This is a genomic window from Granulicatella elegans, assembly GCF_020735385.1.
Lineage (GTDB): Bacteria > Bacillota > Bacilli > Lactobacillales > Aerococcaceae > Granulicatella > Granulicatella elegans_B.
Genome location: NZ_CP085953.1, coordinates 726,102 through 751,798, shown reverse-complemented (window position 1 = coordinate 751,798; position 25,697 = coordinate 726,102). Strand labels below are relative to the sequence as shown.

26 protein-coding genes and 1 pseudogene are annotated in these 25,697 nt (G+C 35.0%); 5 read left to right on the top strand and 22 right to left on the bottom strand.

All coding sequences use genetic code 11. The features are described 5' to 3' along the window. Nucleotides 1-9: 9 nt before the first annotated feature. The 15 genes and pseudogenes from LK443_RS09520 to LK443_RS03680 all read right to left on the bottom strand — a co-directional run. Nucleotides 10-57: pseudogene (locus LK443_RS09520) on the bottom strand (hypothetical protein); the annotation flags it as partial. 313 nt (nt 58-370) lie between these two features. After that, nucleotides 371-1,306: a conjugal transfer protein gene (locus tag LK443_RS03745; RefSeq protein WP_001224320.1), complete on the bottom strand. Its 936-nt coding sequence runs from the start codon at nt 1,304-1,306 to the stop codon at nt 371-373. Next, nucleotides 1,303-2,304 carry a lysozyme family protein gene (locus tag LK443_RS03740; protein WP_000769868.1) on the bottom strand — a complete coding sequence of 334 codons (1,002 nt, stop codon included), beginning with the start codon at nt 2,302-2,304 and terminating at the stop codon, nt 1,303-1,305. The genes LK443_RS03745 and LK443_RS03740 overlap by 4 nt, the downstream gene beginning before the upstream one ends. After that, on the bottom strand, nt 2,301-4,478 hold the full coding sequence (locus tag LK443_RS03735) for a CD3337/EF1877 family mobilome membrane protein (protein WP_000804748.1): 2,178 nt from the start codon (nt 4,476-4,478) through the stop codon (nt 2,301-2,303). The genes LK443_RS03740 and LK443_RS03735 overlap by 4 nt, the downstream gene beginning before the upstream one ends. A 2-nt stretch (nt 4,479-4,480) precedes the next feature. After that, complete coding sequence (locus LK443_RS03730; RefSeq protein ID WP_227932172.1) at nt 4,481-6,928, bottom strand: ATP-binding protein; 2,448 nt, start codon at nt 6,926-6,928, stop codon at nt 4,481-4,483. Next, entirely contained in the window at nt 6,912-7,304 is a 393-nt protein-coding gene (locus tag LK443_RS03725) for a conjugal transfer protein (protein WP_000723888.1), read from the bottom strand. The genes LK443_RS03730 and LK443_RS03725 overlap by 17 nt, the downstream gene beginning before the upstream one ends. Before the next feature lie 88 nt (nt 7,305-7,392). Next, complete coding sequence (locus LK443_RS03720) at nt 7,393-7,890, bottom strand: antirestriction protein ArdA (protein WP_000342539.1); 498 nt, start codon at nt 7,888-7,890, stop codon at nt 7,393-7,395. A 116-nt stretch (nt 7,891-8,006) separates the two neighbouring features. After that, nucleotides 8,007-8,231, bottom strand: a complete 225-nt coding sequence (locus tag LK443_RS03715) for a hypothetical protein (RefSeq protein WP_032509114.1) — start codon at nt 8,229-8,231, stop codon at nt 8,007-8,009. A 103-nt stretch (nt 8,232-8,334) separates the two neighbouring features. Next, nucleotides 8,335-10,245 (bottom strand): group II intron reverse transcriptase/maturase, encoded by a 1,911-nt coding sequence (ltrA, locus tag LK443_RS03710; RefSeq protein ID WP_003436850.1) that lies wholly within the window; start codon nt 10,243-10,245, stop codon nt 8,335-8,337. 783 nt (nt 10,246-11,028) lie between these two features. Then, on the bottom strand, nt 11,029-12,234 hold the full coding sequence (gene mobT, locus LK443_RS03705; protein ID WP_015646596.1) for a MobT family relaxase: 1,206 nt from the start codon (nt 12,232-12,234) through the stop codon (nt 11,029-11,031). 34 nt (nt 12,235-12,268) lie between these two features. Further along, nucleotides 12,269-12,382, bottom strand: coding sequence for a conjugal transfer protein (locus tag LK443_RS03700; RefSeq protein ID WP_078102635.1), 114 nt, complete (start codon nt 12,380-12,382; stop codon nt 12,269-12,271). A 28-nt stretch (nt 12,383-12,410) separates the two neighbouring features. Continuing rightward, nucleotides 12,411-12,848, bottom strand: a complete 438-nt coding sequence (locus LK443_RS03695) for a hypothetical protein (protein ID WP_015646595.1) — start codon at nt 12,846-12,848, stop codon at nt 12,411-12,413. A 5-nt stretch (nt 12,849-12,853) separates the two neighbouring features. Beyond that, nucleotides 12,854-14,248: an FtsK/SpoIIIE domain-containing protein gene (locus LK443_RS03690; protein WP_227932170.1), complete on the bottom strand. Its 1,395-nt coding sequence runs from the start codon at nt 14,246-14,248 to the stop codon at nt 12,854-12,856. Nucleotides 14,249-14,287: 39 nt separating this feature from the next. Beyond that, nucleotides 14,288-14,674 (bottom strand): YdcP family protein, encoded by a 387-nt coding sequence (locus LK443_RS03685; RefSeq protein WP_000985016.1) that lies wholly within the window; start codon nt 14,672-14,674, stop codon nt 14,288-14,290. 15 nt (nt 14,675-14,689) lie between these two features. Further along, a complete protein-coding gene (locus tag LK443_RS03680; protein ID WP_000420680.1) occupies nt 14,690-15,004 on the bottom strand; it encodes a YdcP family protein in 315 nt (104 codons plus the stop codon). A gap of 372 nt (nt 15,005-15,376) precedes the next feature. Between LK443_RS03680 and LK443_RS03675 the strand changes: the two genes are divergently transcribed. The 5 genes from LK443_RS03675 (at nt 15,377) to LK443_RS03655 (ending at nt 18,699) form a co-directional block, all read left to right on the top strand. After that, nucleotides 15,377-15,781, top strand: coding sequence for a hypothetical protein (locus LK443_RS03675; RefSeq protein ID WP_016502684.1), 405 nt, complete (start codon nt 15,377-15,379; stop codon nt 15,779-15,781). Between the two features lie 54 nt (nt 15,782-15,835). Then, entirely contained in the window at nt 15,836-16,720 is an 885-nt protein-coding gene (locus LK443_RS03670) for an ABC transporter ATP-binding protein (RefSeq protein WP_016502683.1), read from the top strand. Continuing rightward, entirely contained in the window at nt 16,704-17,429 is a 726-nt protein-coding gene (locus tag LK443_RS03665; protein ID WP_016502682.1) for an ABC transporter permease, read from the top strand. The genes LK443_RS03670 and LK443_RS03665 overlap by 17 nt, the downstream gene beginning before the upstream one ends. Before the next feature lie 339 nt (nt 17,430-17,768). Further along, nucleotides 17,769-18,419 carry an ATP-binding cassette domain-containing protein gene (locus tag LK443_RS03660; RefSeq protein ID WP_227932168.1) on the top strand — a complete coding sequence of 217 codons (651 nt, stop codon included), beginning with the start codon at nt 17,769-17,771 and terminating at the stop codon, nt 18,417-18,419. A 13-nt stretch (nt 18,420-18,432) separates the two neighbouring features. After that, nucleotides 18,433-18,699, top strand: a complete 267-nt coding sequence (locus LK443_RS03655; RefSeq protein ID WP_044727503.1) for a hypothetical protein — start codon at nt 18,433-18,435, stop codon at nt 18,697-18,699. 74 nt (nt 18,700-18,773) lie between these two features. Here LK443_RS03655 and LK443_RS03650 read toward each other — a convergent pair whose 3' ends face one another. The 7 genes from LK443_RS03650 to LK443_RS03620 all read right to left on the bottom strand — a co-directional run bounded on the left by LK443_RS03650 (nt 18,774) and on the right by LK443_RS03620 (nt 25,657). Then, complete coding sequence (locus tag LK443_RS03650; RefSeq protein WP_227932166.1) at nt 18,774-20,105, bottom strand: relaxase/mobilization nuclease domain-containing protein; 1,332 nt, start codon at nt 20,103-20,105, stop codon at nt 18,774-18,776. A 1-nt stretch (nt 20,106) separates the two neighbouring features. Further along, nucleotides 20,107-20,463 (bottom strand): plasmid mobilization protein, encoded by a 357-nt coding sequence (locus LK443_RS03645; protein ID WP_227932165.1) that lies wholly within the window; start codon nt 20,461-20,463, stop codon nt 20,107-20,109. Between the two features lie 390 nt (nt 20,464-20,853). After that, nucleotides 20,854-22,217, bottom strand: a protein-coding gene (locus LK443_RS03640) for an IS3 family transposase (RefSeq protein WP_227931110.1) whose coding sequence is annotated in 2 segments (ribosomal slippage) — nt 20,854-21,776 and nt 21,776-22,217 — 1,365 coding nt in all. Because the reading frame shifts where the segments join, the coding sequence is not laid out codon by codon here. A 165-nt stretch (nt 22,218-22,382) separates the two neighbouring features. Further along, nucleotides 22,383-23,834: a virulence-associated E family protein gene (locus LK443_RS03635; RefSeq protein ID WP_227932163.1), complete on the bottom strand. Its 1,452-nt coding sequence runs from the start codon at nt 23,832-23,834 to the stop codon at nt 22,383-22,385. A gap of 147 nt (nt 23,835-23,981) precedes the next feature. Then, entirely contained in the window at nt 23,982-24,344 is a 363-nt protein-coding gene (locus LK443_RS03630; RefSeq protein ID WP_227932161.1) for a plasmid mobilization protein, read from the bottom strand. Further along, nucleotides 24,337-25,461 carry a site-specific integrase gene (locus tag LK443_RS03625; protein ID WP_227932159.1) on the bottom strand — a complete coding sequence of 375 codons (1,125 nt, stop codon included), beginning with the start codon at nt 25,459-25,461 and terminating at the stop codon, nt 24,337-24,339. The genes LK443_RS03630 and LK443_RS03625 overlap by 8 nt, the downstream gene beginning before the upstream one ends. Nucleotide 25,462: 1 nt before the next feature. Then, nucleotides 25,463-25,657 carry a hypothetical protein gene (locus tag LK443_RS03620; RefSeq protein ID WP_004835545.1) on the bottom strand — a complete coding sequence of 65 codons (195 nt, stop codon included), beginning with the start codon at nt 25,655-25,657 and terminating at the stop codon, nt 25,463-25,465. Nucleotides 25,658-25,697: the final 40 nt, after the last annotated feature.

Sequence of the window (25,697 nt, the reverse complement as noted above, 5' to 3'; positions counted from 1 at the left end):
TTCCTCCATTCAAAAACCCAAAAGGGCATAAAAATCCCAGTGATAAATACTTTTATCACTGGGATTTTTATGCATAACCATAGGTATACAAAGCATACAGATATTCTCTGGATACTTTAGAATCACATGATAAAGGTATTCTTAAACTGGGTACAAAAAACTAAGCCCTCCTAAAAAAGGACATCCAATTATTTGTTCCCACTATCAAATTGACAGTTTATTTAAGAATACCTTGCCGCATATTTATTAACTCCTTTTAAATAGATACTTAAATAATAGCACGTAAGAGCATATTTGTAAAGGAATCTCCAATTTTTTATCAAAGAGAGTACGTGATTACAAAATAGCTGTAATAATGTACCAATATTTGTTATTCTATAATCTTCCAATTACTCCCGTTCTTTTCAAGTACCAAATCAAATTGAGATACCTGCGTTGCTTTGGTCTGCTGGTCGATATACTCCACTGTCAGCGATACCGTGACTTGATTATCCTTACGATTGTGAATAGGATTTACCAGTTCTTGAAAGATGTACTCTTTTCCGATTGGTTTTAATATCCCGTCATTCACATAGTAGGAAAGTTCACTGGCTGTCGCTGTAGGATAGAGCTTGAAGAACGTCGTTAAAAACTCATTGATTTCATTGGTTGTAATGGAATCAACCGTCCCCTCACTTTCAATGGCTTTTGGTTTATAACTTGATTTCTTAGGTATGTTGGTAATGGTCGGATTCTTAACCAGTACCATATTTCCAGAACCATCTACATAGACACTCACTATATAAGCAGAGTGGACGGTCTTTGTATTTTCTCCCTCTGTAATGAGCTGGTCTACACTGTAGGTTACATTAAACTCATTGTCGCCAGTTGGCTCTACCGTCCATATCTGAAATCCTCTTACAGAAGACGATACAGGAATATCTTTGCGTACTGTATCAACATTGAGAGCTTGAAGTTCATCTGTCAGATAGCCTTTTAGACTTTCCATTCGATTATCAATGGACTTATCGGATTGCTCCCATGAATAGTAGACTTTCGCAAAGTTCTCTACAAAATTTTCTACATGATGAGTATCAACGTATTCCTTTTCTATGATAGTTGTTTCGTGAATAGTATGAGTATCTATAGCTGTAAAGTGCTTGAATATCGCAAAGCTGAAACTAAGCCCTAAAAGTACCCACAAGGCAATCACAACCTTTTTATGAGGATTGACCTTATAGTAGACACGAGGTTTCTTTTCCTTTGGTATCTGTTTTTCTTTATTCTGATTTTTTCTAAATTTCATCATTAAATCTTCCTTTCTCATTGTTTGATTCGTCCTGCTCCCACTAAATGCTGTTGCCAGTAGGGGCTTGTTAAGTCGGCATAACCGATTGGGTCGCCTGCATGAAACATACGGTTATTGCCAAGGTATATCCCAACATGAGTAATATAAGAGCCAGCGTTATAGGTAGAATGAAAGAAAACCAAATCGCCAGCTTGTGCTTCCGATAGTGGGATATGCTGGGTCACATCATATTGCTGTTGTGCGGTTCGTGGTAAGTTAATTCCAGCTTTTCCATACGTCCATTGTGTCAGTCCGCTACAATCAAAAGAAGTAGTCGGGGAAGCTCCACCGTAAACGTATCGCCAGCCCTCATATTTCAGTGCTTCGTCCATGATGGCTTGTACCGTATCATCATCAAACTCTGTTGTGACAAGATACTGCGTTACCAGTTGCACATAAAACATATTGCCATAGTTGTATCGCCAGCCCCCATTGATAGGTATGGCTATGGGATTGGGGTAAGACACTTTTTCGCCACCTGAATACTCTTTTGAGAAACTTTGAGCCAGTTCAAAGGTATATTTATTTCCACGATTAGCCACATACCCTAAGAAACCACCACCATAATTGTAGGACTGGATAACCGATTCTAAATCTACACTGAGCCTTTCGCTACTGGCTAATAATTCACTGAAATACTTCACACCTTGCTTAATGGATTCTTCTGTACTCAATGAATTAGGTGGAAGACCGAGGGATTCCGAGGACTGCATAACATCTTCCGCAGTACCGCCCGATTCCACCTGTATAATCGCAAGAAGTATGTTGACATATTCTTCAACGCCATATTCTTTGGCATATTTTTCTACCATAGGCTTATGAGCCAGCACTTCTGCGGAAACATTCACACCTCCATAATGAATATTGGAAATTCCGCTGTCCTGTTCATCTGAAAATAAAATGGCAACAAACAGAAGCAGTGAGAAGACCATCAAGAATAATCCAGAACCACCAATCACTAAAGTTTTCAACTTCATGGTTTCTTACCGACTTTCTTAATGGTGGCGGTTTTGATTGGTGGTCTACTTCTTGTATTTTGTAGTGGTACTCTTTGAACAGTAGACGGACGTTCTTTTGTGATTGGACGTTGTGAAGTTCTATCTGCTGTAGTGGTTGAAGTTGCTGGCTTTTGAACGGTTTTTTCTTGAACGGTATTGCCTTGGCGTTCCACTTTTGGACTTGAAAAATCGGACTTAACTGCTGGACGCTCTTGTTTGGCTTGTTGAGATTCCTTATATGAAGTCTGAATATTAGACTGTTTTGAGGTCTGTTCATCATGATATTGTTCTTGTCTTGTAGTCGGTCTTTCATGAACAGAAGAAGCAGGCTGTTTTTTCTGTTTGACCTGTTCCATTTCAGAGCGACGCTTCGCAATGGTTTTTCGCCTTTGTTCCTGCTGTTCCTTGCGTCCACTGGCTCTGTCCGCTTTGGTTTGAGAAATACTACTGGTTAAATCACGGACATTCTCTTTTACTTTGGATTTTCCTTGATATACTGCATATCTTGCATTGGTCGGCAAATCTTTAACCTGTTCTTTCAAACCACTAGCAGTGTCTACCATTCTGTCTTTGGTATCAGCTACTGTACCGATGGTTTGACCGATACGTTTTCCAAGTGTTGATTTTTCCTTTCCGTCTGGTCGGGAGTGATCTGCTTGTGTCCTTGCAGAACTCCCCGAACCCGACTGTCCTTTTTTACCTGTAACAATGGCAGACCCAGCCCCTAGAGTAGTCATGGAACGTCCAAGTTTCCGCTGTAGACGGTGCATGTGAGCGTGCATAAGCATACGAGGTTTTCTCATCACACGACTTCCCACACTTTGAGAATCGTTACTCTGTAGAGAAAACATACTCATTAAATCGCCCAGCTTGAAGTAGATTCCTGCAAAGGTCACAATCTGTAGAAAAGCAATCAAAAAGAACGGATAACCAGCCGATAAGGTATAGAGCATGGTTGAAATACTAAATGCTGTCGTAATAATCAATGTGATTCCAGCTCGTGTCAAAATGGTATTAAAGAGCTTTGTTATGGCTCGTTTTGACATACCATCAAATGATGGAATCATGCTTAAAATAAAGCTCACAGGCAGAAACATAGCATAGATGATAAAAAGTACCTGCGAGAAAATCATGATTCCTGTTAATAGGAATACAAATATGGAAATCCCAATATTGAAGACAAATAGGAAGAAGACTGTACCTAAACGGTTAATGGTCTTTGTAATGGTTAGATTGGTATTGCTTCTGTCTTCAATTTCTTCCGCAACAATTTTTTCTCTGTCTTCGCCATTGTTGGAATCTGGGCTGGTGGAGAGCAGGCTTTCCACACGGTCAATACCGATACTTTCAATGTCTGAACTGTTGTATTGAAGCAGTAGCCACGGTTGCTGAACCTGTATGGAAAACAGGCTATCTCTGATTAAGTCCACGCTGTCCTTGCCTTGACTATCGGAATGGGGCATGACAATCTTCGTGCCAAGTGATAAACTGGCATTACTGATGTCTGATGAAAAGTCATTGATTTTTTTAATGTAGTCGGGAGCGTAGGCAATAAAGGAAGCCGATAGGATAAACACCAGCACAAAATTCATAATGGCATGAATTGCCTTTGTGGTTTCTCTCTTTATCAGTCCCGTATAGGCAACATAAACCCCAAGAACCAAAATCAAGAGTAAGAGGAATCCAACATAGAAACCCTCTGTTGAAAATCCGTTTGCACTCACACCAGCTAAGGTCTGCATATTCTTACCAATGGAATCTGCTGTAGCGGAAATGAAGTCTAAGGAATAGGCTTCCTGTACTAAGTAACCTGTCGCATTGGAAACATACAAACTGATTGTCCAAATAAAATTGGTAATGGCATATAGTCCATACATGACCTGTTTTCCAATCCCGTCCGACCAGTTCCACGGAAGCCAGCCCCAGCTATTATCCACATAAAAATCCAGTTGATAGTTTTCAAGTGGGTATCGGCTGTATTCATTTGCCACATTGACCGTATCATCTACCAAGCCCGCAGCTTGAACCACCGTTCCCAGCATGGCTAAAAGAAAAATGGCAATCACAAGTGTGAAAGCCACTGTCATTGCCACTTTACCTAGACGTTTCAGCGTCCAGTTTGATTTTATTCTGTTTACTATTGATGGTTTCACATTTACACCTCTTTTCGCACAGGTGGTCTGGTATCAAAGGCATGGAGCAGTTCTTCAAATACAGGGTGGAACTGTATCACACCGACACGACCATATAAATCACTGATAAGGCATTGCCCGTTTTCCAAATCACGCAATCGCTTCTGATTGTTTTCGTCCTCTGGGTCTACACCAAAAAAGGCTAAGGTCTTTTTAATCTCGTTAAGGTCAGTGGAACGAAATGCAAATTTTAAGCCGAGGTTATTTTTCAGTTTTTCATCTAAGAGGTCGTCTGTATTTTGGGTCACGAAATATACCCCAGCGTTCATAGCACGACCAGCCCGAACCAGCTTCATAGATAGTGTTTTTCCTTGTGCTACCTGTAAAAAGCTCCATGCTTCGTCTAAATCTACAATCTTGAAAATGCTTCGGTCTGTATGGATAAAGTCTAAAGCAAAGGTACTAATGACAATCAGCATAGCAACGGATAAAAGCTCCATAGTGGTATATTCCTCAAAGGAAGTTTCCTTGTCGGGAAGTACCAAGTCCGCAACCTGTATAATGTTCAGTTGTTTTTCTAAGCTGATAGACTGCTCCACATAACCATTACTGAATAATAAATGTGCAAAGTCATAGTCTGTAAAACTTTCGATATGGTCGGCTATACTGGTACTTAGTGGCGTATTCTCAACCCGTAATTCCTCAATCACTTTCATCAACCCTCGTACTTCACTATTGGTTACTGCACGAATGGCTTTTCTAAGGATTGGGAAGCGTTCCCCATCACGAGAGGAAATCCCCGTAAGGAATGTCAGAATATCAATAGCCAGTGATTCAGAATCTTTGGGATTTTTCATAATCACATAAGGGTCAAGTAAGCCTTTGTTTTTCTCATCAGAAGTCAGAGTGACGATATTGATTTCATGGGAAATCTCTGGCAAGGTTTCTTTCCATCTGCCACGTTCTGCTTTTGGGTCTACAATCACTGCTTGTGCCCCATAAAGCACCGCATAATAGACGATAAGGTTATTCGCAAAGGATTTACCACCACCCAGCGAACCAACAAAAGCCGACGCTAACGCATTGGTTACTGAACCCTTAACCCCTTGACTGGCAAGAGCAGGTTTCAGATAGACATTGCGTCCAGTATCTAAGCTGTAGCCAACATAAATCCCCTCATTTTCCCCCAGCATTTGAGTAGCACCAAAACCTAAACCAGCGAGGAAATCAGAGGTCACGTATTGAATATAATCATTCATATAACGCTTGCTGGCAGGTAAAAATTCTTCATGTAAGCCGAGCATATCCCCAAATGGTCGTACCAGTTTTACGCTTAAATCGTCATAAAAATCTTTCACTTCATTACAACGACGTTTGAGTTCGTCAAGATCATTTGCTGATACCCTTACCACATAAGACAGCTTGTACATAGATTCCTTGCTTTGGTCTAAATTGGTTTCCAGCTCATTCACACTTTCCAGAGCTTCCGCCACATTGGAGCTGGTTTCATTATCACTTTGCCAAGCGTGGTTATCCAAGTCTTTCAGTTCTTTCTTTTTATTGCGGACAGTAGATAGGGCTTTACGATTCGCTACAATTTCCACATTCATTGACGTATCAATCGGGAATGTAAATTGCTGTTGCTGGTAGTAGAAGATTTCAGAGGACGGGAAGTCCAGTTCTCCGACAATGCTGTTAATGGTAAAGTAAGCTACATAGACGGTTTCATCTTCCTGCTGGATTTTCAAATATCGCTGTTTTTCTTCCACCAAACAGCGAGTAGGCTTAATCAAGTCATAGTATTTAATCAGCGTTTCATTATCCAGCTTTTTCTTTGATAGATGGTACTCATACTCTTCATAGGCAGTCCCTGTCTGTCCGTAAAGGTGTTCAATCAGATAGCCGAAGTCGTCCTTATCTAACCTGCGGATTTTGAAACGACGAGAGATTTTATTTTCTAAGAGCTTTTCCATCTTCTGAAAACGCAGGATTTCATCATTACTCATACTAACAAAATCGCCCATCAGCTTATGGTTCACATCATAGACAAAATCAGACAAAGCATTTTTTGCTTCAACGTTAAGACTTTTCATAGAAAACTCCTGATCGTTGAGAAGCAACTTAAAGCCGATAAAGAAACGGTAGTTCACTTGATTTTCGCCAATCATGGATATTAAAGCGTCTGTCTGTTGGTCGATTTTGTCATAGGCAACCGCTTTGAGCTTGCCAGTGACTTCATTTTTGGAACGCTCTTGTGCAGAACGTATGCTGGATTCTGTACTGATTTGTAAAGCATGAATTTTGCCATCACGATTTTGTGCGATAAGCTGTCTGAAAGAATCATGCACTTGTATTTTCTGTTCTGGACTTAGAAATGAGTAATTGTAAGGAACAAGCTCATAGTAAGCATAACATTCCCCGTCTTTATTCCAGACGAGATTGTTTTCAATGTATTTAATTGGATATGCCATAAAATTCACTCCTAACTGCTGTAATGGCTTCTTGTGGCTGGTTTCTGCCAAGCGTTACTTTTTTTCCTGCATAGGTCAGCTTTGGTCGCAGTGCATAAGCAATGACAGACTTCAAAAATCCATAAGGCTTTTTACCATCAAAAGTTTTTGTAGACATAAACCATGTGAAAGCCACAGGAATCCCAAAGTATTTGAGAAATGCTCCCTCTATCATGGAAAGAGGGGGCAAGTTGCCAAGTATCATCACTGCAAAGAGTGACACGACAAACCATGTCATTTGCGTAAAGGTTATGGGAAACGGAAGTCTAAAATCATTGATAGAATACAGTACCTTTTCCACAGACCAGATACTGGTATAGCTTCGTATTTTCTTCATGTAATCAATCCTTTCATAAAAAATAGGGGTAGCTGATTGAGCCACCCCGTAAAATAGAAAATCTGCCAGTAGTAATGTACCGACAGATTTAATAGACGATTTCAAAAATCCCATGATTGGTTGAGATAAACGTTCCTGAAAGGTCTAAATCCCGACCATAGGCTTGATAATCAATATAGTTTTGAAGACTAGCTGGTACTTCGCCTAAAGCACCCGTTTCTTCAATGTAGTAGCGTGCCACGTCATACATATCATCACAATCGGAATGAATGATAATATCCTCTTGATGTTCGCTTAGTTCTTCAATGCTTGAAAAATGAGTGAGCAGAGCAGATAGCTCCGATTGTAATTCTTCGGGTAATTCCGATACCATTTCCCATAGTCGATTGAGTTCGCCAATGGAAGTGTATTCGTCAACCGTAAAGGGTAACTCGTAGTCATGAATGGCGTATTCCTCATATTCATCATTCAAGCCGATTTTCTCTTTGACTTCCTCAAAGTCAATGGGAAAGGTAAACCACGCACCGACCAATTCGCCCTCATTGTATTTGCCTAAATTCGCAATATAGACTTGCATATCGTCCATATATTCACGTCCTTTCTTTGTAGAGATTCAAAAATCCCTACCGCACTTCGTTTGGTGTACCATTCCTTTGCGGAACATAAGAAAACCACTTATATTCCACAAAAGAACGGTTTTATTTAAGCACCAATAATGCGATTGAATAGCTCTAGTAAAATGTCTTTTACTCCAGCAGCGTTGAAGACTAAGCCTACCGCAATAATCGCAATAATGAGAAAGCCAATGAGTTTACTGAACTCACGCTTGAAGCCAAGATACAAGCCAATCACAACGATTGCTAAAAGTACCAGTGATTGAGCGTTTGATAGAAACCAGTTATATATGGATAGGTAAGTTCCTGATATTATAAATATCTCAAACTTTTCCCCCCATTCACACGGAGCGTGCGACTTTCACCGCACTCCGCGTTCCATCGTGTTTATATTGAAAAGTATTTATGTAGTAGACCTATATCAAGTTTAATTCTTGATTGCCAGCTAATACTCTATATTTATTTAGTCTTATGAGCTGGACTTTATTTAGTTTCAATAGAGCTATATATTTTTGTATTGTTTCTTCTGTTTTTGCGTGTATTAGACGATGTACCGCCTCTTTTACCAAAATAAGATTTTTATAATCGTCATTACCACCAGCCCTAGTTGGTACAATATGATGACAGTGTATTTCATTAGCTTGTTGAAATTCTTCCAGAGTTATAGCACATTTTCCATGTTGGGCAGAAAATAGCGAAATTCGATTGTCTGCGTATTCTATTGTGCGATTTTCCAAAGATAATTTCATCAACTGATACATCAGTAATTTATCAACACTTAGATTGGTATGGATAAATTTTCTTCCCTCTGGAGTATAGCAGTTTGCTGAATACACTTTTGCCATTGGTTTTCTGTGTTGGATATATCCAACAGGGAATATAGGTTCGCCCTCGCCAGCAACATATCGAAGCATTTTAGATTTACCATATCTTGTTGCTTCTTTTGTTGTAAGTTGTCTGCCTGTTTTTCTCAATCTGCCCTTTTTGCTTGCACCTAATCTGTTAGTGAAGATAGCCATTACAGCTCTATTAAGTTTCATACAATCCAGATTTACATTTGTTGCAATCTGATAATAATTTTGCATACCTAATACCATTGAATTATAAAGTCTTATTTCCTCTAATTCTGTTTTTCCCTTTGAGGGAGAAGCAATTTTCTTTGCCTGTGATACCAGCTTGTCTTTTTGGGTCTTGAATTGTTTATCACTTATATGTGATTTAACAACTAACTTCTTTCTTCTCGGTATCATTTTAATCTTGAAACCAAGAAAGTCGGAGTATCTTTTTCTAACATTTACAATTCTTGTTTTTTCTTGTGATACTTCCAATTTTAGTCGTTGCTCGATCCATTGAGTAATTGCTATTTTGGTTTTTTCAGCACTTTCTTTGTAGCGACAGAAAACTCTAAAATCATCTGCATAACGAACCATATACATTTCCTTTAACTTTGTTTTCTTCATTTCTTTGTAAGCGTTGCTTTTACATGGGCTACCGCTTTTATTGATATGAACCACATAGTTTTTTGTAACAGGATTTTCATGCCATTGACTTTCTACCCAATGGTCTAACTCATTAAGAACAATGTTGGCTAGTAGTGGGGATATAATTCCCCCCTGTGGAGTTCCTTTCTCTGGATATGTTATTGTGCCGTCAGGCATTTTAATTGGAGCTTTTAATATCCTTTTTAAAATGAATATCAAGTGCTTGTCCCGTATTCCCATAGCCCATATCTGTTTTATCAGTTTGGAATGGTTCACGTTGTCAAAGAAACCCTTAATATCAAATTCAATCACATAATGTAGCTGGCTGATTTGTAGGCGGTTATAGGTTGCTTTTATTGCATTTTCAACCGACCTATTAGGTCTGAAACCGTAGCTGTTTTCACTAAATTTAGCTTCGCAGATTGGTTCTAATACTTGTTTGATACATTGTTGTATAAGCCTGTCCCACATACAAGGAATGCCTAGAGGTCTGGTTTTCCCATTTGGTTTTGGTATTTCTTTTCGCCTTACTGGCTTAGGTCGATACCCGTGCGGAGTGCCTGCGACAATATATCTTACCTTTTTGACAACTGTTTCTGCTGGCAATTTGCCAATATCTTTAATTATTGTACCGTCTGTTCCTGCTGTCTTACTGCCTGCATTTGCTTTGATATTTCGATATGCCAGTAATATATTTTCTCTCGATAGGATAATATCCATAAGATGAGTGAAAATATCTCCATTCTTACTTTTGGCATATAAATCATCAAAGGTGTTTTGCATTTCGTAATATTCAGCGTGTCTTAAATCTTCTACACACAATGTTTCATTTTTATTTTTAGGCATAAGGCTTCACTCCTTTGCTTGAAATTGAGTGAGCTTTTTTATCTTACTCGTAATCCTTATTAAAGCAACATAATACTTTTCTAATATATACACGACTTGAGGGTATTCCTCCATTCCCATTACAAGAATTTCTTAGGTTCGCCCTCTGCTTTTCAGCATTGGTTCAACTGCTTATTGTTCTTCGTCAGCTTATTCTCTTGATGAGAACCCAATACCTTTCCTCGTTCCGATAATCTTATCTATACATATATATCCTTAGGTCACTAGCTATAAGCCTGCTGGCTTGATACCGCCTGTAACGGTATATGGCATTTCATAACCTATATTCTTACTTTGCCACACCAGCTACGATTTCTCGTACCTTTGCATTTCTACAAAGTACAAATTTAGACCCGTACATTCGCTGTTTCGTCAGTCCCTTGTGGAACATTCTAACCATAGATATTTTATAGACCCCCGACCTGTTGGATACGCTACCCACCTCTGGATAGTTTTCGATAGAAGATATATGTTCATCAACTATTACGGTATCTTTCAGCCGTCTTTACCGAGCTTCAAACATTCTGAGTTTCCTCATTCAATGCTTGTCGGAGGCTCAGGGCAGGCGTTTCAGAGCGTTACTTCATCATTCCACCTGTCAGATTATCAGTTCTCCTAATAATCAAACTTTTTCGTTCTTTTATTAGTGCCTTAGCTTTTCACTAAGGAACGAGTCGCACAAAGGTTTTGTCCAAAATTCATAAAAATGTTCTCCTCTCTATATTCAATGAATTTGTGTTTAGGTTATTTCTTTGTCGTTATCACGTCCTTATCTTTTGCCGACTGTTGCTTCAAAATCTGCTCATGCCGGTCTGTCAGTTTCGCATGGTCGAGAATGTCTTTCACAACCTGCGTCTGGTTGATTTCATCAAGTTTAATCGCAACCTTTAAAGTGGGTGCGACTTGATGGGAAAGCCAGTTCAGCGTCCGCTGGAAAGAGTAAGGCTCTGGTTTTGTGGTTAGTTTTAATCGTTCACGGTTGTTCCCAATAAACCAAGCCCATTCTTCATTCAGCTTCCAATCAGAACGAGGTTTGGAATCGTCTTTATCTACAAAACGGATATACCGATTGATAATTTTAAAAGCAGTCTTTTCTGGATTGTCATAGACGAGTAAATCACGGACTGCATAATAGGCACGCTCATTTTTCAGCCGAATCTCAAAACGGTTTTTTACTTCTGCGTCTTCAATGGGAATATCATTTTTCTTGTACTGTTCATAGTCCTTTTCATAGATACAGAAATAAACTTCACTCTGTAATGAACCGATATAGAGGGTATTTCCCATACATTCCTTTTCATCTTTGCGTACCAGTTCGCCACTGCGATAGCTTTTGAAACTGCGGAAGACGGATATACATTCTTCCTGTCTGCATTTTTCAGTGAGTACAGGGATATTCAAAATCCCTGTCTTATCGTTAATGGCAAGGTCAAGGCGTTTCATCACACCGCCAGCCACCAAAGCGTCCATAAAGAACTCATACCAGCTTCTTTGTTGAGCCAGAAGATAGCTTTCAAATTGCCGACACCCACGACCTTTCAATTCCACCAGAACTCCTTTGTCCAGTTCGTGGGAGCAGAGAACGAATATATCGCCTAAAGCATAATGCTCTGAATAAGAATAGAAACCATAGTCCTCATGAAGAAAATAGGACAGTTTCAGTTGTAAGATGTTTTCGACCACATGCTGTACGTCCGTTGTGGGAAAGCGAATCCTTACATAATCAAAGAGCATTTCAAGGGGAGCGTCGGGATTGAAGCGTTCCAGAGCTTCAAAAAGAGATTGCTGTAAATCCTCTGATGGCTTGACTTTTCCTGTTTCAATATCGCTTAGATACTGCCTTGTAATACCAGTCGCAACCGCTAAACGATTTTGAGATAGTCCATAAGCCAAGCGTTTTTCTTTTAACTGCTGTAACCAAGTTTGTTCATTCAGTAAAAATCCCTCCAATCAAAAAGGCGTATGTCAACTTTTAAAGCCCATTTTACATACGCTGAAATTTTGTAAATCCCTTGTAACCAAAGGATTTTCTAATGTTTTTTTGACTGTTTCCTGTCGATTTGTACCCCCCTGTTAGATACGGGGGGTTAATGGGCAGGGCAAGCCCTGCCCGACAAAGCCAGAACTTACGGTTTAAGACCGTAAAACCTGCCTTTGTCGTCTGTATCTGCCTTTGATTCTCCCTGTATGCCAGTGTAAATCACTACCAAATCAACTTCTGGTCTTAAATATTCCTGTTCAATCACTTCTGATAGACCGTCCGTTTTGAATGAATTTCTATCAAAAAGCTGAAATTCATATAGAATATTTTTGCTGGTAATACTATGTCGCTTCTCTAACCTCATTCTGAATGTGAACGGTGGTTTCTTCACTTCACGGATAATTTCATCAATCAGCTTATCTATTCTGGAATAGAATCGTACTTTTGGATTGACGGTAAAATGCCTGTATCGGTCAATGATGTATTGTTCACAATCTACCGTGAATTGGTCTGTATTCAAGCAAAGACAAATGACAGATTTTTCAGTCGGTGTATGATATATCTCCAATCTTTTAATATCCATTACTTTTATTTCTCCATTTCTTGTTGTTCTGATGATGGCTTTTTTGTGTCCTGTCTGCTGTTGGATAACTTTTTAATTTCCTCTAAAAAGTCATGTCCTTTTGGTACAAGGGGAGTATAAAACTCTGATATGACACTTGTTCCTACATCAACATAGCCACGACCTTTGATTCGCTTTAAGAAGAAATCCTTTTGTACGTCACTGCCAAACATCATGCCATAGCCCATTTCAGACATACGACCTAAAGCCACTCTGAAATTAAACTGGTCACGGATTCCGTCGCCTAGATATTTTGCGTCTGGACGCTGACAAGCCAGTATTAGAAAGAAGCCAGCTTGACGACCTAACATGACAATCTGTTTCAACTTATTTATAACTGCGGTGTTTTCTTTTGTTCCCAGCATTTCCATGAAAGCGACATATTCATCAAAGATTAAGAAGTGTGCTGGAAGTCCTAAGTAAGCATAATTTTCGCCAGTCTTATACTTTTCCATCTGCTTCATTTCCTCACTGCGTTTTATCATTTCTTCATAGAATGTATCAATGCAGGAAAGCAAGTCTTCTTTTCTGTAGTGGACATTTGCCATCACAGAGCCTAAATCGGCTAAGTCTGCATTTTTCGGGTCTAAGATATACAGCTTAGAATCTGTATGAAGCAAGGCTTCAATCAGTGTCAGGATAAAGTAGGTCTTACCGCCACCTGTACCACCAGCTATGAGCATGTGAGGCAGATTGTCATATTCCCACCACATATTTTTCATTAAGCAAAGTTTCCCATCATGAGCTTGTACTTCATCAATAGAAATACGACGGGCTATCATATCATAGAGCAAGGTATATTCCACGTAGGAATCCTTTAACTCTTTATCCGTCAGCTCACAGTACAAGCCACTTTCTAATTTCTTTTCCAAGTGTAGGAGCTGGTCTTGATATTTCCCCAGAGTGATTTCCACTTGTATCTGTATTAAGCCATTTTTAAGGCGATAATAGATTTTAGGGAAGTAGGTTATCTTTTCTTTGGTACGACTGGGGGAATCCTTGAAGAAGCCATCTGTTTTGACCTGTTCTGATTCATACCACTTATTTTCAAGAACCATCTTCGCCAGCTTTTGACGGTGGTAGAGTTGTTTAATCGTATCATAGCGATACCGTTTGAATAGAAACGCCACCAGCAAGCAGACAAGAATTGCGACACTGAAACTGATACTTAAATACGGAATGTCAATCTTATCTGCTTGTGATAGGTTAAAGTCCTGCCAGTTGACCTGCTGGATTGTCTTCACATGAAACAGTCCGACAACAAGCAGTAAAATAGGCAGTAAGGACGCTACTGTAAAATGAAAGACTAAATCTTTGTCACTCGGACGAATCCTTTTACCACGAAAGACACGCTGTTTCATGTTTGATTTTCTCCTTTCTCTCTAATGGAAGATACGTGGCTATTTGTCCGTAGCAGGTTCTTTCTTAGGTGGCTGTTGATTTCTAAAGGAATTAGAATCCTTTGTCAGCACAATATCGTCTGCCTTGATGTACCAGTCAACATCTGCTCCTTGAAAGGTAGCAGTAGCGACAGTATCCGCAATGGGATTGATAAGTTCCACCCGTGCGTTATATTCAAACTCTTTCAAAGGCACGCTGGCAGGAATACTTACTTGAATCATGCGTCCTTGCCCTTTGGATTTTAAGTCATAGGTACGTTCTTTGATTTCCTCTGAAACCGTACCGTCTTCATTTTGGATTCTCACTTCACGACGTAGAGCAGAGAATTTTAATTCTCCAAAAGTCGTGTCTTTATCTAATACGATACCATTTGCTAATCTCATCATTTTTCCTCTCTTTCTTTATTCTTTTACCATGTCGTCAGCATGTAAAAGGTAATTTGTAAAACCACGAGTGCCGATTTTATAGCCCTCGGCGGTAATACGTGGATTGACTAACTTAACACGTTCCTCAAAGCCGAAATGTTTTTCGCCAGCTTCAGCAGGAAGTACGACCACAATATCATCTGCTCTTTGAACGTCTGAATAGAGATTATAGCTTCGAGATAAGACGGTTAGATGTCCGTTGATTCTTCGCTGTACGACTTTATCCTCGCCAGCAAATTCTAAATTGCCGAATGTTTTTTCCATCTTGGGAATCACAAATTTAAGTTCCATATTTTTACCTATCCTTTCTTTTTTATGGTTGAATGAATCTCGTTTGTTTGATGGTCTTTCACGGTGGGGAGCGACCTTTATTCTCTTGTTTTTCTATTTTCGTAGTATCACGTCCTTTCAAATCGGGTAAAAAAATAGACACCTCATTTTTGAAGTGTCCACCTTTTGCCTATTCAATTTTTATTGGAAGTATCTTTGTTTCTTCACTTTTCAAGGGTAAATCGTCGTATCAAAGCTCATTCATAAGTAGTAAATTAGTAGTAAATTGATTGGTTTCGACCTTGATAAAGTGTGATAAGTCCAGTGTTTATACGGATAACTAGATTTTCATACTATTTTTATCTAAAAAATTAGTAAAAGGGAGAGATAGAAGTGAAAAAATCAAAATTTAAAATTTCTATAACAATAATTATCTTAGCATTTGTTGTATTATTATTATCCAATGCTAAAAAAGATAAAAATTGGGTTTCAGATTATTCGGAGAATGAGGACATTAAAACTTATAGCCTATTGATAACTAATAATAAAAATAAAGATATTAATGAGCAGCTTAAGTCTCTAGCTTTAAATGAAAAAATGTATTTGAGGATACTTAATATTGATAAAACTGATAAAGGAAAAAATGATATAGACATTAATACTGATAAGATACCATATATTATTATGGTAGATAATGGCCGTTCTAAAAATGTAATTCCTTTAGATAGATATAATGAGTTAGAAAATAATTTAAACTATTATTTAGACGAACAATTAGATAAAGATTATTTTGATTAACTTATACTTATTAAGTATTCTAAGATTTGTATATAAATAAGGAGAATAAATTTAATGAATTATCTACAAATAACAAATTTAACAAAATCATATGGGGAAACTATAATTTTAGATAATGTAAATTTGTCAATAGATAGCGGAGAAATAGTGGGACTACTTGGTAGAAATGGTGCGGGTAAATCTACTTTAATGAAATGTATAGTTGGACTAGTAAGAAAAGATTATGGAAAGATCAAATTTAATGGTGTAGTTTCTAATAAATTCGGATATTTAATTGAATATCCAGCTTTTTATCCAAACTTATCTGCATATGATAATTTGAAAATTTTTGCGTCAATATTAAATGTATGTGATAAAAGAATAAAAGATATCATAGATATAGTGGGTCTTACAAAGCATGGAGATAAAATATTTGCAAATTATTCTTTAGGAATGAAACAAAGACTTGGCTTAGGGCGAGTTTTGTTAACTGACCCGGATTTATTGATATTAGATGAGCCTTTTAATGGATTAGATCCTTCAGGAGTAATCGAAATTAGAGGATTATTAAAAGAGTTAGCAAAATCAGGAAAATCTATCTTAATATCAAGTCATAATTTACCAGAAATCGAAAGAATTGTGGATCAGATCAATCTAATTCATAATACAAAAATAGTTAAGAGTGTGAATATAAACGAAGTTCATAAAGAAAAGAGATTGGTAATTAAATCGAAAGATTCCGAAAAAATTATGGGGATTCTCAAAAAACACAAGTTAAGTCAAAACTATTTATTGGATGAAAATACTATAAGAATAGAGGGAAATGATATTAATTCTGAAATGATTATCCAATTAATATATTCTAATGGGGGTAGAATTTCAGAAATATATTTTGAGAAAACTACGTTGGAAGAATACTTTGAGGAAATAGTTGGTGATATATATGAAGAAATTAAATAGAGAATTATTAAAGCTTAAGAACACAAAAATTTATACTTACTCAATATATTTTTCATTACTATTAATAGGTATGTTAGTTGTTAAGGATATATTTATGAGTGAATCAGTAAGTAGGGTAGGACTCAATGAGTGGGTAAAATCTAATATAATGATTGGAAATTTTATATTTATACATGCAATAAGTATTACTTTTATTACGTTAATATTTCAAAGGGAGTATGCAAATAATATAGTACAAAATATTTTACCTTATCTTGAAAGAAAAAGTAGTTTTATTATTGAAAAAATAATTACATGGTTTAGATTGCATTTAATAATGACTCTTATTAGCTTTTTATTAACCATGATTGGGGGACTAATAATTTTTAAAGGACTAAATTTAACTGATTATATTATTTCCTTGATAACATTATATTTTAAAACCTGTATACTAGGTTTTGCTATATTACTTCCAAACTTAATAATTTGTATAGTACAGAGAAACGCATTTATATTGTCTTTGATATCAGGAGCTGTCTCTATTATACTTTCAGTAGGATTCTTGCAGTCAAGTAACATTTTACCTTATATCTTACCATGGAGTTCCGCCTTCATATTAATATTTAATGCTAACAATCCTTATGTTTATTGTGAAGTCACTTCTATACTGATTCTATCATTATTATCACTTATAGTTTCGATTAAAGTATTGAAAAAACAAGAATTTTGATGAAATAATTTGAGATAAAAATATTCAATATCTAAAATTAAGTGAAGTGAATGTCTATGAAAAATTGTTAGAATTTTTTTGCACTTGGTGCAATTATATTCGTAATATTATATTTTATACCTTTACAAATTTAAATCCAGCAGGATTTACATCTATGTTTGCCTACCCAATTATTGGATTAGTAAGGCTAATATTTGGAATAAAAGAAAATAACAAGTTATTTATAGGGTTGAATATAATTTGAAGCTTATTACTACCAATAGTAATATTTGCAGGTCATATCATAGGTATTTAATCAAGTTAGGAGTTTAGATTATATAGTAATGTTGGAGGAAAAAAATGACGGAAGAAGTAATTGTGGAAACAAAAAACTTAACAAAAAAATATAAACACAATACTGCACTTAATAATATTAATTTAAAACTAGAAAAAGGTAAAGTTTATGGTTTTATTGGTAAAAATGGTGCAGGTAAGACCACATTTATAAGAATTATTACAGGACTGGCTTTTCTAACTAGTGGAGAATTATCACTTTTTGGAAACTCAAGAGATCTTCAAATAAAGTCTTTTAAAGATTTCAAAAATCTTATAGAATTTGTGGGTTATAGTTTATCTATAGTATTGTTTTTAATTTCTGTACTGAATTTTATTAACGTTATTGCTACTGAAATATTAAGAAACATGGTGAACTTATCAATTCTTGAAGCAATTAGAATGACAAAGAAAAATATTAAAAAATATTTGGTAAAAAAGAATTTGATTTATTCTTTATGTGGCTTACTATTTTCTTTCATCATTATGCTTCTTGTAGATAAATTTATCTTGATGGATTTTATTGAACAGACTCAGTGGACTTCCTATAAATTTGTAATCATGCCGCTTATACTTGTAAACTTTGTAAATATAATCATTGGGATAATATTTACAGGTAGGTTCTATGAAAAGCATAGCCAAAACAGCCTTGTAGATAGAATTAGAAGTTTAGAATAATAGAGGAGGTTTTATGAAAGAAAATTTAAGCAAGAAGATATTTCTATTCGGACTCACGATTTTTGTGATTTCCTACCTACTGCCTATAGACATCTTTGAAAGCTATACAAGTTTAAGACCAACTGGACTGACATCAATGTTTGTCTGCCCAATTATTGGACTAATAGGTTTAATATTTGGGATAAAGGAAAAGAATAAGTTGTTCATAGTATTGAATATTCTGTTAATCTTATTACTTCCTATAGCAATGTTTGCAGGTCATCTAGTAGGATCTCTTTAAGTAAGATAATAAGTTTAGAATAAAAATTTGTAAATAATTTTAAAAAAGCTATAAGTTTATCCACTTATAGCTTTCTATCTCTCCACTTCCTTTCCATAATAATTTTCATAGTTTTTTCTATACTGAACAAGGTCAGAAAATTGTTCTTTATTCAAAGAATACTCTTGCATAAGGGTGTTCTTTTTTTCTTGCAGTTTATCGAGCTTGGATAGTATTTCTTTTGTATTTGGTAGCTTATTATAATTTTCTAAGATTTCTTTAGCGGCTATTTTATAGACGGAAAGTTCGCTATAATACTCCTCTTCAAATTGCTTATCTTCAGGATTTTTCTTGTGGTATTTATATATTTCACGATACTTATTTATAGTATAAATATTTTCCATATCTTTGGATAAACTCTTCATCTCAGTTTCAAATTTTTTTATTTTATCTAATAAGTCTTGTCTATCATCAGCAGATTTTTTGATCAGATCATCGAGCTGGGTAATGGAATTAATGCCTTGTTCTCTTAATTTAATTATTGAATCTGCCATTGTTTTGATATTGTGTTTTCTTGCCCAGACTTCGTAACCTTTAGAGGATTGTGCTTTTTCATTAGTAGATATATCAATAACATTTCCTACTCGTTTTTTAATAGGATTAGCTTTATTTATTATAGCTAAATCTATTCTTTCTTTGATCTTTTCTTCAGTATAATCTTCTCCGATAGTCTTAGCTCTTGTAAATCTTTTCTTATCTTTATGACGAAAAGCAATGTGTTTACCAAACTTAATTTCATAATCAAGAGATTTCATATTTTCTAAAAATTCTTCCCATGATTTAGACTTATTAATCACTCTATCTATATCAAATTGCAGTTTAGACTTCCAAGAATTTCCTTTCTTGTTTTGGTCATATTCGTACCAAGATTTACCAGCAGTTTTATATTTTCTCTTGTAAGCTTCATAGTATTTATCAATGACTGAAAGCTTATTTGCTTTACATAATTCATCACTTTGATACCTGATTTTGTGGTAAGATTTTTTGTTAGATTGGTAGCATTTGCCAGTCTTGTAATTAACATTATTAAAAATAATATGGTTATGGATATGCCCTCTATCTATATGAGTTGCAAGAACAAATTCATAATTTTCTTTTAAAATTTTCTTACATAATTCCATTCCAATTTCGTGAGCTTTTATAGGATCAACCTCTCCTGGTAGAAAAGATTGAATTAAATGTCTAGCCAAAACTGTACCTTTAGTATCATTATCTTCTCGTGTTTTCATAAATTGAATATGGGCAGTAGATGGATGACATTTGAATGAAGATACCAAGATTTTTTCATCAGTTTTTTCACTCTTAGTTATATAGTCTATTGCCAAATTTAGAGTTGATTTTATAGGATGTATTTTTGTAATTGCCATACTAATCACCAGAACTTTCTTTTGATTTATTAAGAAGTAGGGAATGGATCTGCCATATTTCTTTAGATAATTTTTCTATCTGCTTATTCATTGATTCAATTTCATTTTTGTAAATAACACCAGTTGTATTAGTCGCTTTTGCAATCTGGTTTATATTATTTGTTGCATTTGAAAGTAGCCATTGTAGGTTTCTGAATGGTTCTAAATCCACTACATAAATTTCTTTTTCTAATACACATTTCCTAAGAAAGTGGGACATAGTTTTGCAGTTTGCAAGTTTCATTTTATTTTCAAAAACTTCCTTTTCTTCCTTAGTTAATTTTATTTCTATTCTTTCATTTCTAAATCTATTTGCCATTTTATTCTCCTTTATAAAACTTATTTCGGGGTCTTAGGGTTCTCCCTAACAAGGTAAAAATTAAAAAAATGGAGCATTCCGTAAAGGGCTGCTCCATTAAATTTTTCGTAAGTGTCCGTACACTTACTGTGCTTGCTATTATTAACAAGTCTAAAATTTATTTTTAATATTTTTTCAAATAGGAATTAATAAGTGTAACTGTAACTTATAAAATAAAAACTTCCAAAATTGAAGTGACCCCAAAAAGTTAGACTTTTTTGAGACGACTTAAGTCGTCTCTTTTTGATTAATAAAACAAAATGTATGAATAACCCCCTAGGGGGTTCGCGCCAAAATTTTTGGCGCGTTTTTTCTTGGAAATATTATTAAACTTTCAATTAGATTTACTAGTTAAGCAATACGAGCAGAGTTTGAATGAGTTATTCTGTAATTTACAGGACTTAGTCCATCCAGTTTAATTTTTATACGTTTGTTGTTGTAATAATCAATATAATCGATAATAGCTTTCTCTAATTCCTCAAGAGACTTAAATTCTTTTTCAAATCCATAAAACATTTCTGATTTCAAAATACCAAAGAAAGATTCCATCATACCATTATCTGCACTGTTCCCCTTACGTGACATAGACGGCTTTATATCTTTACTTTCTAAAAATCGATGATAAGAATCATGCTGGTATTGCCAACCTTGGTCACTGTGGAGAATAGTATTTTTGTATTTTTCATCTGTAAATGCCTCGTTTAACATTGCCTTTAGTTGATGTAAGTTAGGTGAACGAGAAAGATTGAACGCAATAATTTCACTGTTAAATCCATCTAAGACTGGTGATAAATATAGTTTCTGTTCACTACTTGGAATGGCAAACTCCGTTACATCTGTGTAACATTTTTCCATTGGTTTAGATCCTTCAAAATCACGTTGAATCAGATTATCTGATTTCTTTCCAACATCTCCTTGGTATGAATAATATTTGCGTTTACGACGAATACGGGCAATTAAACCAAGTGCTTTCATTAAGCGTTGTACCTTCTTATGATTCACTTTAAAGCCACGATTTCTTAATTCTAAATGAATTCTACGGTAACCATAGTTTTCCTTATGTTCTGTAAAAATATCTTGTATTTCATCTTTAAGCTGTTGATCCTTATCCGGTTGGTTCATTTGTTTTAAATGGTAATAGTACGTTGAACGAGCTAAATTAATTACTTTAAGAAGAATATCCAATGGAAATTCATTGATTAATTCTTGAACAATTTCAGTTTTTCTTCTTTCTCTTTTTCCTCCTTCAATCGTAGTTCCCTCAACTTTTTTAGAACAGCAATTTCCGCCTTTAAGTATAGATTTTCTAATTCAAGATGTTCTAATTCTGTCATTTCTTCTAATTTTTTCTTTGGCTTACGTCCCATTGAATTTGGTCTCCCTCTTGTTTTCTCAACAATAGTATACCCATTTTTCTTATATTGTGCTAGCCAATTTGAAAGTAGGGAACGATTAGGAAGTGCATAATCAATAGCCACACTTGTTTGTGAACGACCTTCTAAAAGAACTTTATTCATTATTTCCTGCTTTAGTTTTGGTGAATAGTAACGATTTTTTTCTTTTTTAACAATTTCTATTCCATATTGATCAATCAATCGAACTAAGTATTTAATATTAGAATCGGCAATATCGTATTTCTTTGAAAGATTCTTTAAACTTTCACCTTGTTTTCTTAGTTGATAAATTTCTATTTTATCTTCATAAGTTAATTTCATTAAAAAACACCCCAAAAGTTAGATTTTTCATGTCTAACTTTTGGGGTGCAGTACAAATTAGGTGAGCTTGTTTTAAGAGTCTGTGTCAACCCTTTATTATCAAGCCATTAATTTATGTAATCCTAATTTAAGAAGATTTATAACGATGGGTTACAGGTTACAAAGTTACATTTGTATCTTTACTTGATTTGCTGTATCTATTTCTAATTGATTTTCTTTTTGCCATTCTTCTGGCAAAAACTTCTTATCAACTTCTATAAAATCAGTTTCATTTTCTTCTTTCTTTTCATAATATAGTTTTACTGGAATTGAGACTCCACTTGGTGATATTCTCTGGGTCTTTGATGACCTAACTGGAATCCATTCTTGGAAATAATTATCCATAATCTCTGAAAAAGATTTTGATTTTATTTGGTAGCCTTGCATGGTTAGTTCTTTGAAACAAGTTATATTAGGATCTGCACTCTTTGGCTTATATTCTTCTAAGAAATACCTAATGTCTTCCACATCTGGGTTTAGATATTTAAACTTTTCTTGCTCCTTATACAAGTCTTCTAATAGATTTTTTGGTATAGTCCATGCATGAGTCTTGTTTTTAAAGATTTCATATCCCAAGGCTAGAGCCTGATTAAAATCTTCTCTTATACTAGATATATATTCTTTGTCTGAAAGTTTTTCTTTATTATTTTTATCAGGATATATAGTCCTTATTCTTTTATTCGGGTTACATTCAACAGGTAAATATCTTCGTTCTCCAGTATGATCATTAAGAAAAGTTCTTTCGTTTAATGTACCTATAAAGATACAAGTTCTAGGCACATCTGTTGCATATTTTTCGTAGGGTATTCTTATCCTATCACTTAATTTTGATAAAAAAGATTTAGCTTCATTAGCCGATTTTGCATTTCTTAAAGCAACAAATTCTTCGATCTCAACAACAGTTTTTCCCATAAGGTTCATGACAGCATCCTTGCCTTGAATGTTTTCTATTGTACAAAACCAATCATCTGTTATGGACAAGTATCTTGCAAAAGTAGATTTGCCTATACCTTGCCCACCAACTAAAACAATCATCTCATCAAACTTAGAACCTGGATTGAAAATTCTTTTTATCATACCCAATATCATATGTTCCATTATCCAATTATTAAGATCTGTATCATCCGCTCCCAAATACCTTGGTAAAAGTTTTCTAATGGCATTTTTATCTCCATTCCATTTTAAATTTTGAAGATATTGCTTTGGCGGACTCACTTCGTATTGATGAGCTACAAAACGAATAGCTTCCCACATTTTATTGGCGTTATAATTAATTCCAAAATGTTTTTCTATCTCTAAGCCTAGTCTATTATTTAAAGAATCATCCCAAAGTCGTATTTGATTTTCCTTTATATTTCTTTCTCCGATAATTTTCCCCTGGAATTTTATTTCATTGGTAAATTTATCAAAGAATATTTGTCCATCAATGATTTTTTGGTTTTGACAATATTTGGGATTTAAAATAGCTGTTACAATATTTCCAGTAATTTGTCTAACCGTCCCCTTATCCGTAGTTTGTAAGTCTAAAAAGGCGTAAGTCTGATCTATTTCTGGGAATTTTAATTTAATATCTGTCATAAGCCTTACTCCTCTTCTTTTTACAACCATCTAATCTCTTTATTGCTTTATATTTATTCTCCATTTTATCCTCCTGTCTGGTATAAATAAGACTCCTGTGGTAAAATGAACTTGTCTAGAGAACACTTCTCACAGGAGTGTATGCCTTTACTCTTTGTAGTAGGGGCTTTTTTCTTTTTTGATTTTTTCATATATTTCTAAAATATAGATTAAAATATCAGCTTCATCGTCATCTAGTTTTCCAAACTTTTTAATAGCTTTTGCTAGTTGAAATATTTCCTTGGCTATATTATCAGAAAGTCTGTAATCACTTACTAACTTAACTTCATGATTTAATAACATTTGTAGAAAATAATCTTGTTTTTTAAGTCCACTTATTTCTATCTTTTTGTTTATTAGATCATATTCTTCTTCAGATACTCTAAAGTTTAAAATTCGATTTCTTTTTCTATTTTTGTCTTTATTTCTCGTTTTTTTAGAAATTTCATCTAATGAATGTCTTCTAAACATCTTTATCATCCTCTTCTAATAAATCTTTCCAATCATTTGCCTTATTATTTCTTACTTGCGTTAAAGACAGAGCCATTTCTTTTTGCTTACTAGGGAAGAGATGAGCGTATCTATAGGTGATATCAATCGATTCGTGTCCAACCCTATCAGCTATTGCAGTTGCAGAAAATCCTAGTTCAATTAAGAGTGAAACATGAGAATGCCTTAAATCATGTATTCTAATTCTCTTCACTTGGGATTTCTTAGATCCCCTATCCATTTCATGGTGGAGGTAGCTCTTAGAAAAATTAAATATTAAGTCTTTTGGTTTTAACTTATAAAAGCTGTCTATATACTCTTTAATCTCATCCGTTAAAAATTCAGGCATAACTATTGTCCTAATGCTTTTTTTAGTCTTAGGGGCTGTTATTACATTTTTCCCATCAATCCTTTGTAAAGATTCATCAATTTTTAATGTATGCCTTTCAAAATCAAATTTCTCTTGTGTTAAAGCTAATAATTCTCCCATTCTAAGACCACACCAATACAAAAGTTCAAAAGCATAGAATGACTCAGGTTTATCTTTAATAGCTTCTATAAATCTTTCATATTCATCTTGAGTCCAAAATAGCATTTCGTCAGCTTCTTTTTCACCCATAGAACCAACATCACGAGCAACATTAGTTTTTAAATTGTAGTACCTACAAGCATGATTTAAGATACTGGATAACTGGGCATGAATAGTTCTCAAATAAGTAGGAGAGTAGTTTTTTCCATTCTTATCCTTAATCTTCATAAGCTCATTTTGCCATTGAATGATGGTTACATTATTAATCTCATTAAGCATTAAATCACCAATATAGGGAAGTATTTTTTGATTTACAATTGATTCTTTTGTCCTCCAAGTATTTTCTCTTATTCTTGGTTTTCTATCCCTCTTGTAAAGTTCAAAAAACTCCCTAAAGCTCATCTCAATTGATTCAGAATGTTGATTTAAAAATTCTTTTTCCCATTTTAATGCTTCTTTTTTTGTTAAAAATCCGCGTTTTTTCTTAGTTAATTTTTCTCCTTTCCAGTTGGTATAATAAAACCTGCAATACCAAGTTTTATTTCCACTTTCATCTCTGTATGCTGGCACTTTAAACCTCCTTTGTATTTGTTGGTTTATAGCAATACTTTTCCATAAAGTATTCTCTATTTACCTTTCCTCTTTGCACACGATAACCTAATTTAAGTAGATCTTGATTCATATCGTTTATTATCTGATATGCTGTTGTCCTACTTACATCAAGAAATTCTTGTACATCTTTTGCATTCATAAAAATACCTTTCATAATGTCCTCCTTTTATAGTTTGTAAGGTTCTACATCCTAA

What these genes read in the sequence shown, in the direction of transcription:
- LK443_RS03745 (WP_001224320.1), bottom strand. Translation starts at nt 1,306, where the DNA reads ATGAGAAAGGAAGATTTAATGATGAAATTTAGAAAAAATCAGAATAAA.
- LK443_RS03740 (WP_000769868.1), bottom strand. Translation starts at nt 2,304, where the DNA reads ATGAAGTTGAAAACTTTAGTGATTGGTGGTTCTGGATTATTCTTGATG.
- LK443_RS03730 (WP_227932172.1), bottom strand. Translation starts at nt 6,928, where the DNA reads ATGGCATATCCAATTAAATACATTGAAAACAATCTCGTCTGGAATAAA.
- LK443_RS03725 (WP_000723888.1), bottom strand. Translation starts at nt 7,304, where the DNA reads ATGAAGAAAATACGAAGCTATACCAGTATCTGGTCTGTGGAAAAGGTA.
- LK443_RS03720 (WP_000342539.1), bottom strand. Translation starts at nt 7,890, where the DNA reads ATGGACGATATGCAAGTCTATATTGCGAATTTAGGCAAATACAATGAG.
- ltrA (WP_003436850.1), bottom strand. Translation starts at nt 10,245, where the DNA reads ATGCCTAAAAATAAAAATGAAACATTGTGTGTAGAAGATTTAAGACAC.
- LK443_RS03695 (WP_015646595.1), bottom strand. Translation starts at nt 12,848, where the DNA reads ATGGATATTAAAAGATTGGAGATATATCATACACCGACTGAAAAATCT.
- LK443_RS03690 (WP_227932170.1), bottom strand. Translation starts at nt 14,248, where the DNA reads ATGAAACAGCGTGTCTTTCGTGGTAAAAGGATTCGTCCGAGTGACAAA.
- LK443_RS03685 (WP_000985016.1), bottom strand. Translation starts at nt 14,674, where the DNA reads ATGATGAGATTAGCAAATGGTATCGTATTAGATAAAGACACGACTTTT.
- LK443_RS03680 (WP_000420680.1), bottom strand. Translation starts at nt 15,004, where the DNA reads ATGGAACTTAAATTTGTGATTCCCAAGATGGAAAAAACATTCGGCAAT.
- LK443_RS03670 (WP_016502683.1), top strand. Translation starts at nt 15,836, where the DNA reads ATGAATTATCTACAAATAACAAATTTAACAAAATCATATGGGGAAACT.
- LK443_RS03665 (WP_016502682.1), top strand. Translation starts at nt 16,704, where the DNA reads ATGAAGAAATTAAATAGAGAATTATTAAAGCTTAAGAACACAAAAATT.
- LK443_RS03660 (WP_227932168.1), top strand. Translation starts at nt 17,769, where the DNA reads ATGACGGAAGAAGTAATTGTGGAAACAAAAAACTTAACAAAAAAATAT.
- LK443_RS03655 (WP_044727503.1), top strand. Translation starts at nt 18,433, where the DNA reads ATGAAAGAAAATTTAAGCAAGAAGATATTTCTATTCGGACTCACGATT.
- LK443_RS03650 (WP_227932166.1), bottom strand. Translation starts at nt 20,105, where the DNA reads ATGGCAATTACAAAAATACATCCTATAAAATCAACTCTAAATTTGGCA.
- LK443_RS03645 (WP_227932165.1), bottom strand. Translation starts at nt 20,463, where the DNA reads ATGGCAAATAGATTTAGAAATGAAAGAATAGAAATAAAATTAACTAAG.
- LK443_RS03635 (WP_227932163.1), bottom strand. Translation starts at nt 23,834, where the DNA reads ATGACAGATATTAAATTAAAATTCCCAGAAATAGATCAGACTTACGCC.
- LK443_RS03630 (WP_227932161.1), bottom strand. Translation starts at nt 24,344, where the DNA reads ATGTTTAGAAGACATTCATTAGATGAAATTTCTAAAAAAACGAGAAAT.
- LK443_RS03620 (WP_004835545.1), bottom strand. Translation starts at nt 25,657, where the DNA reads ATGAAAGGTATTTTTATGAATGCAAAAGATGTACAAGAATTTCTTGAT.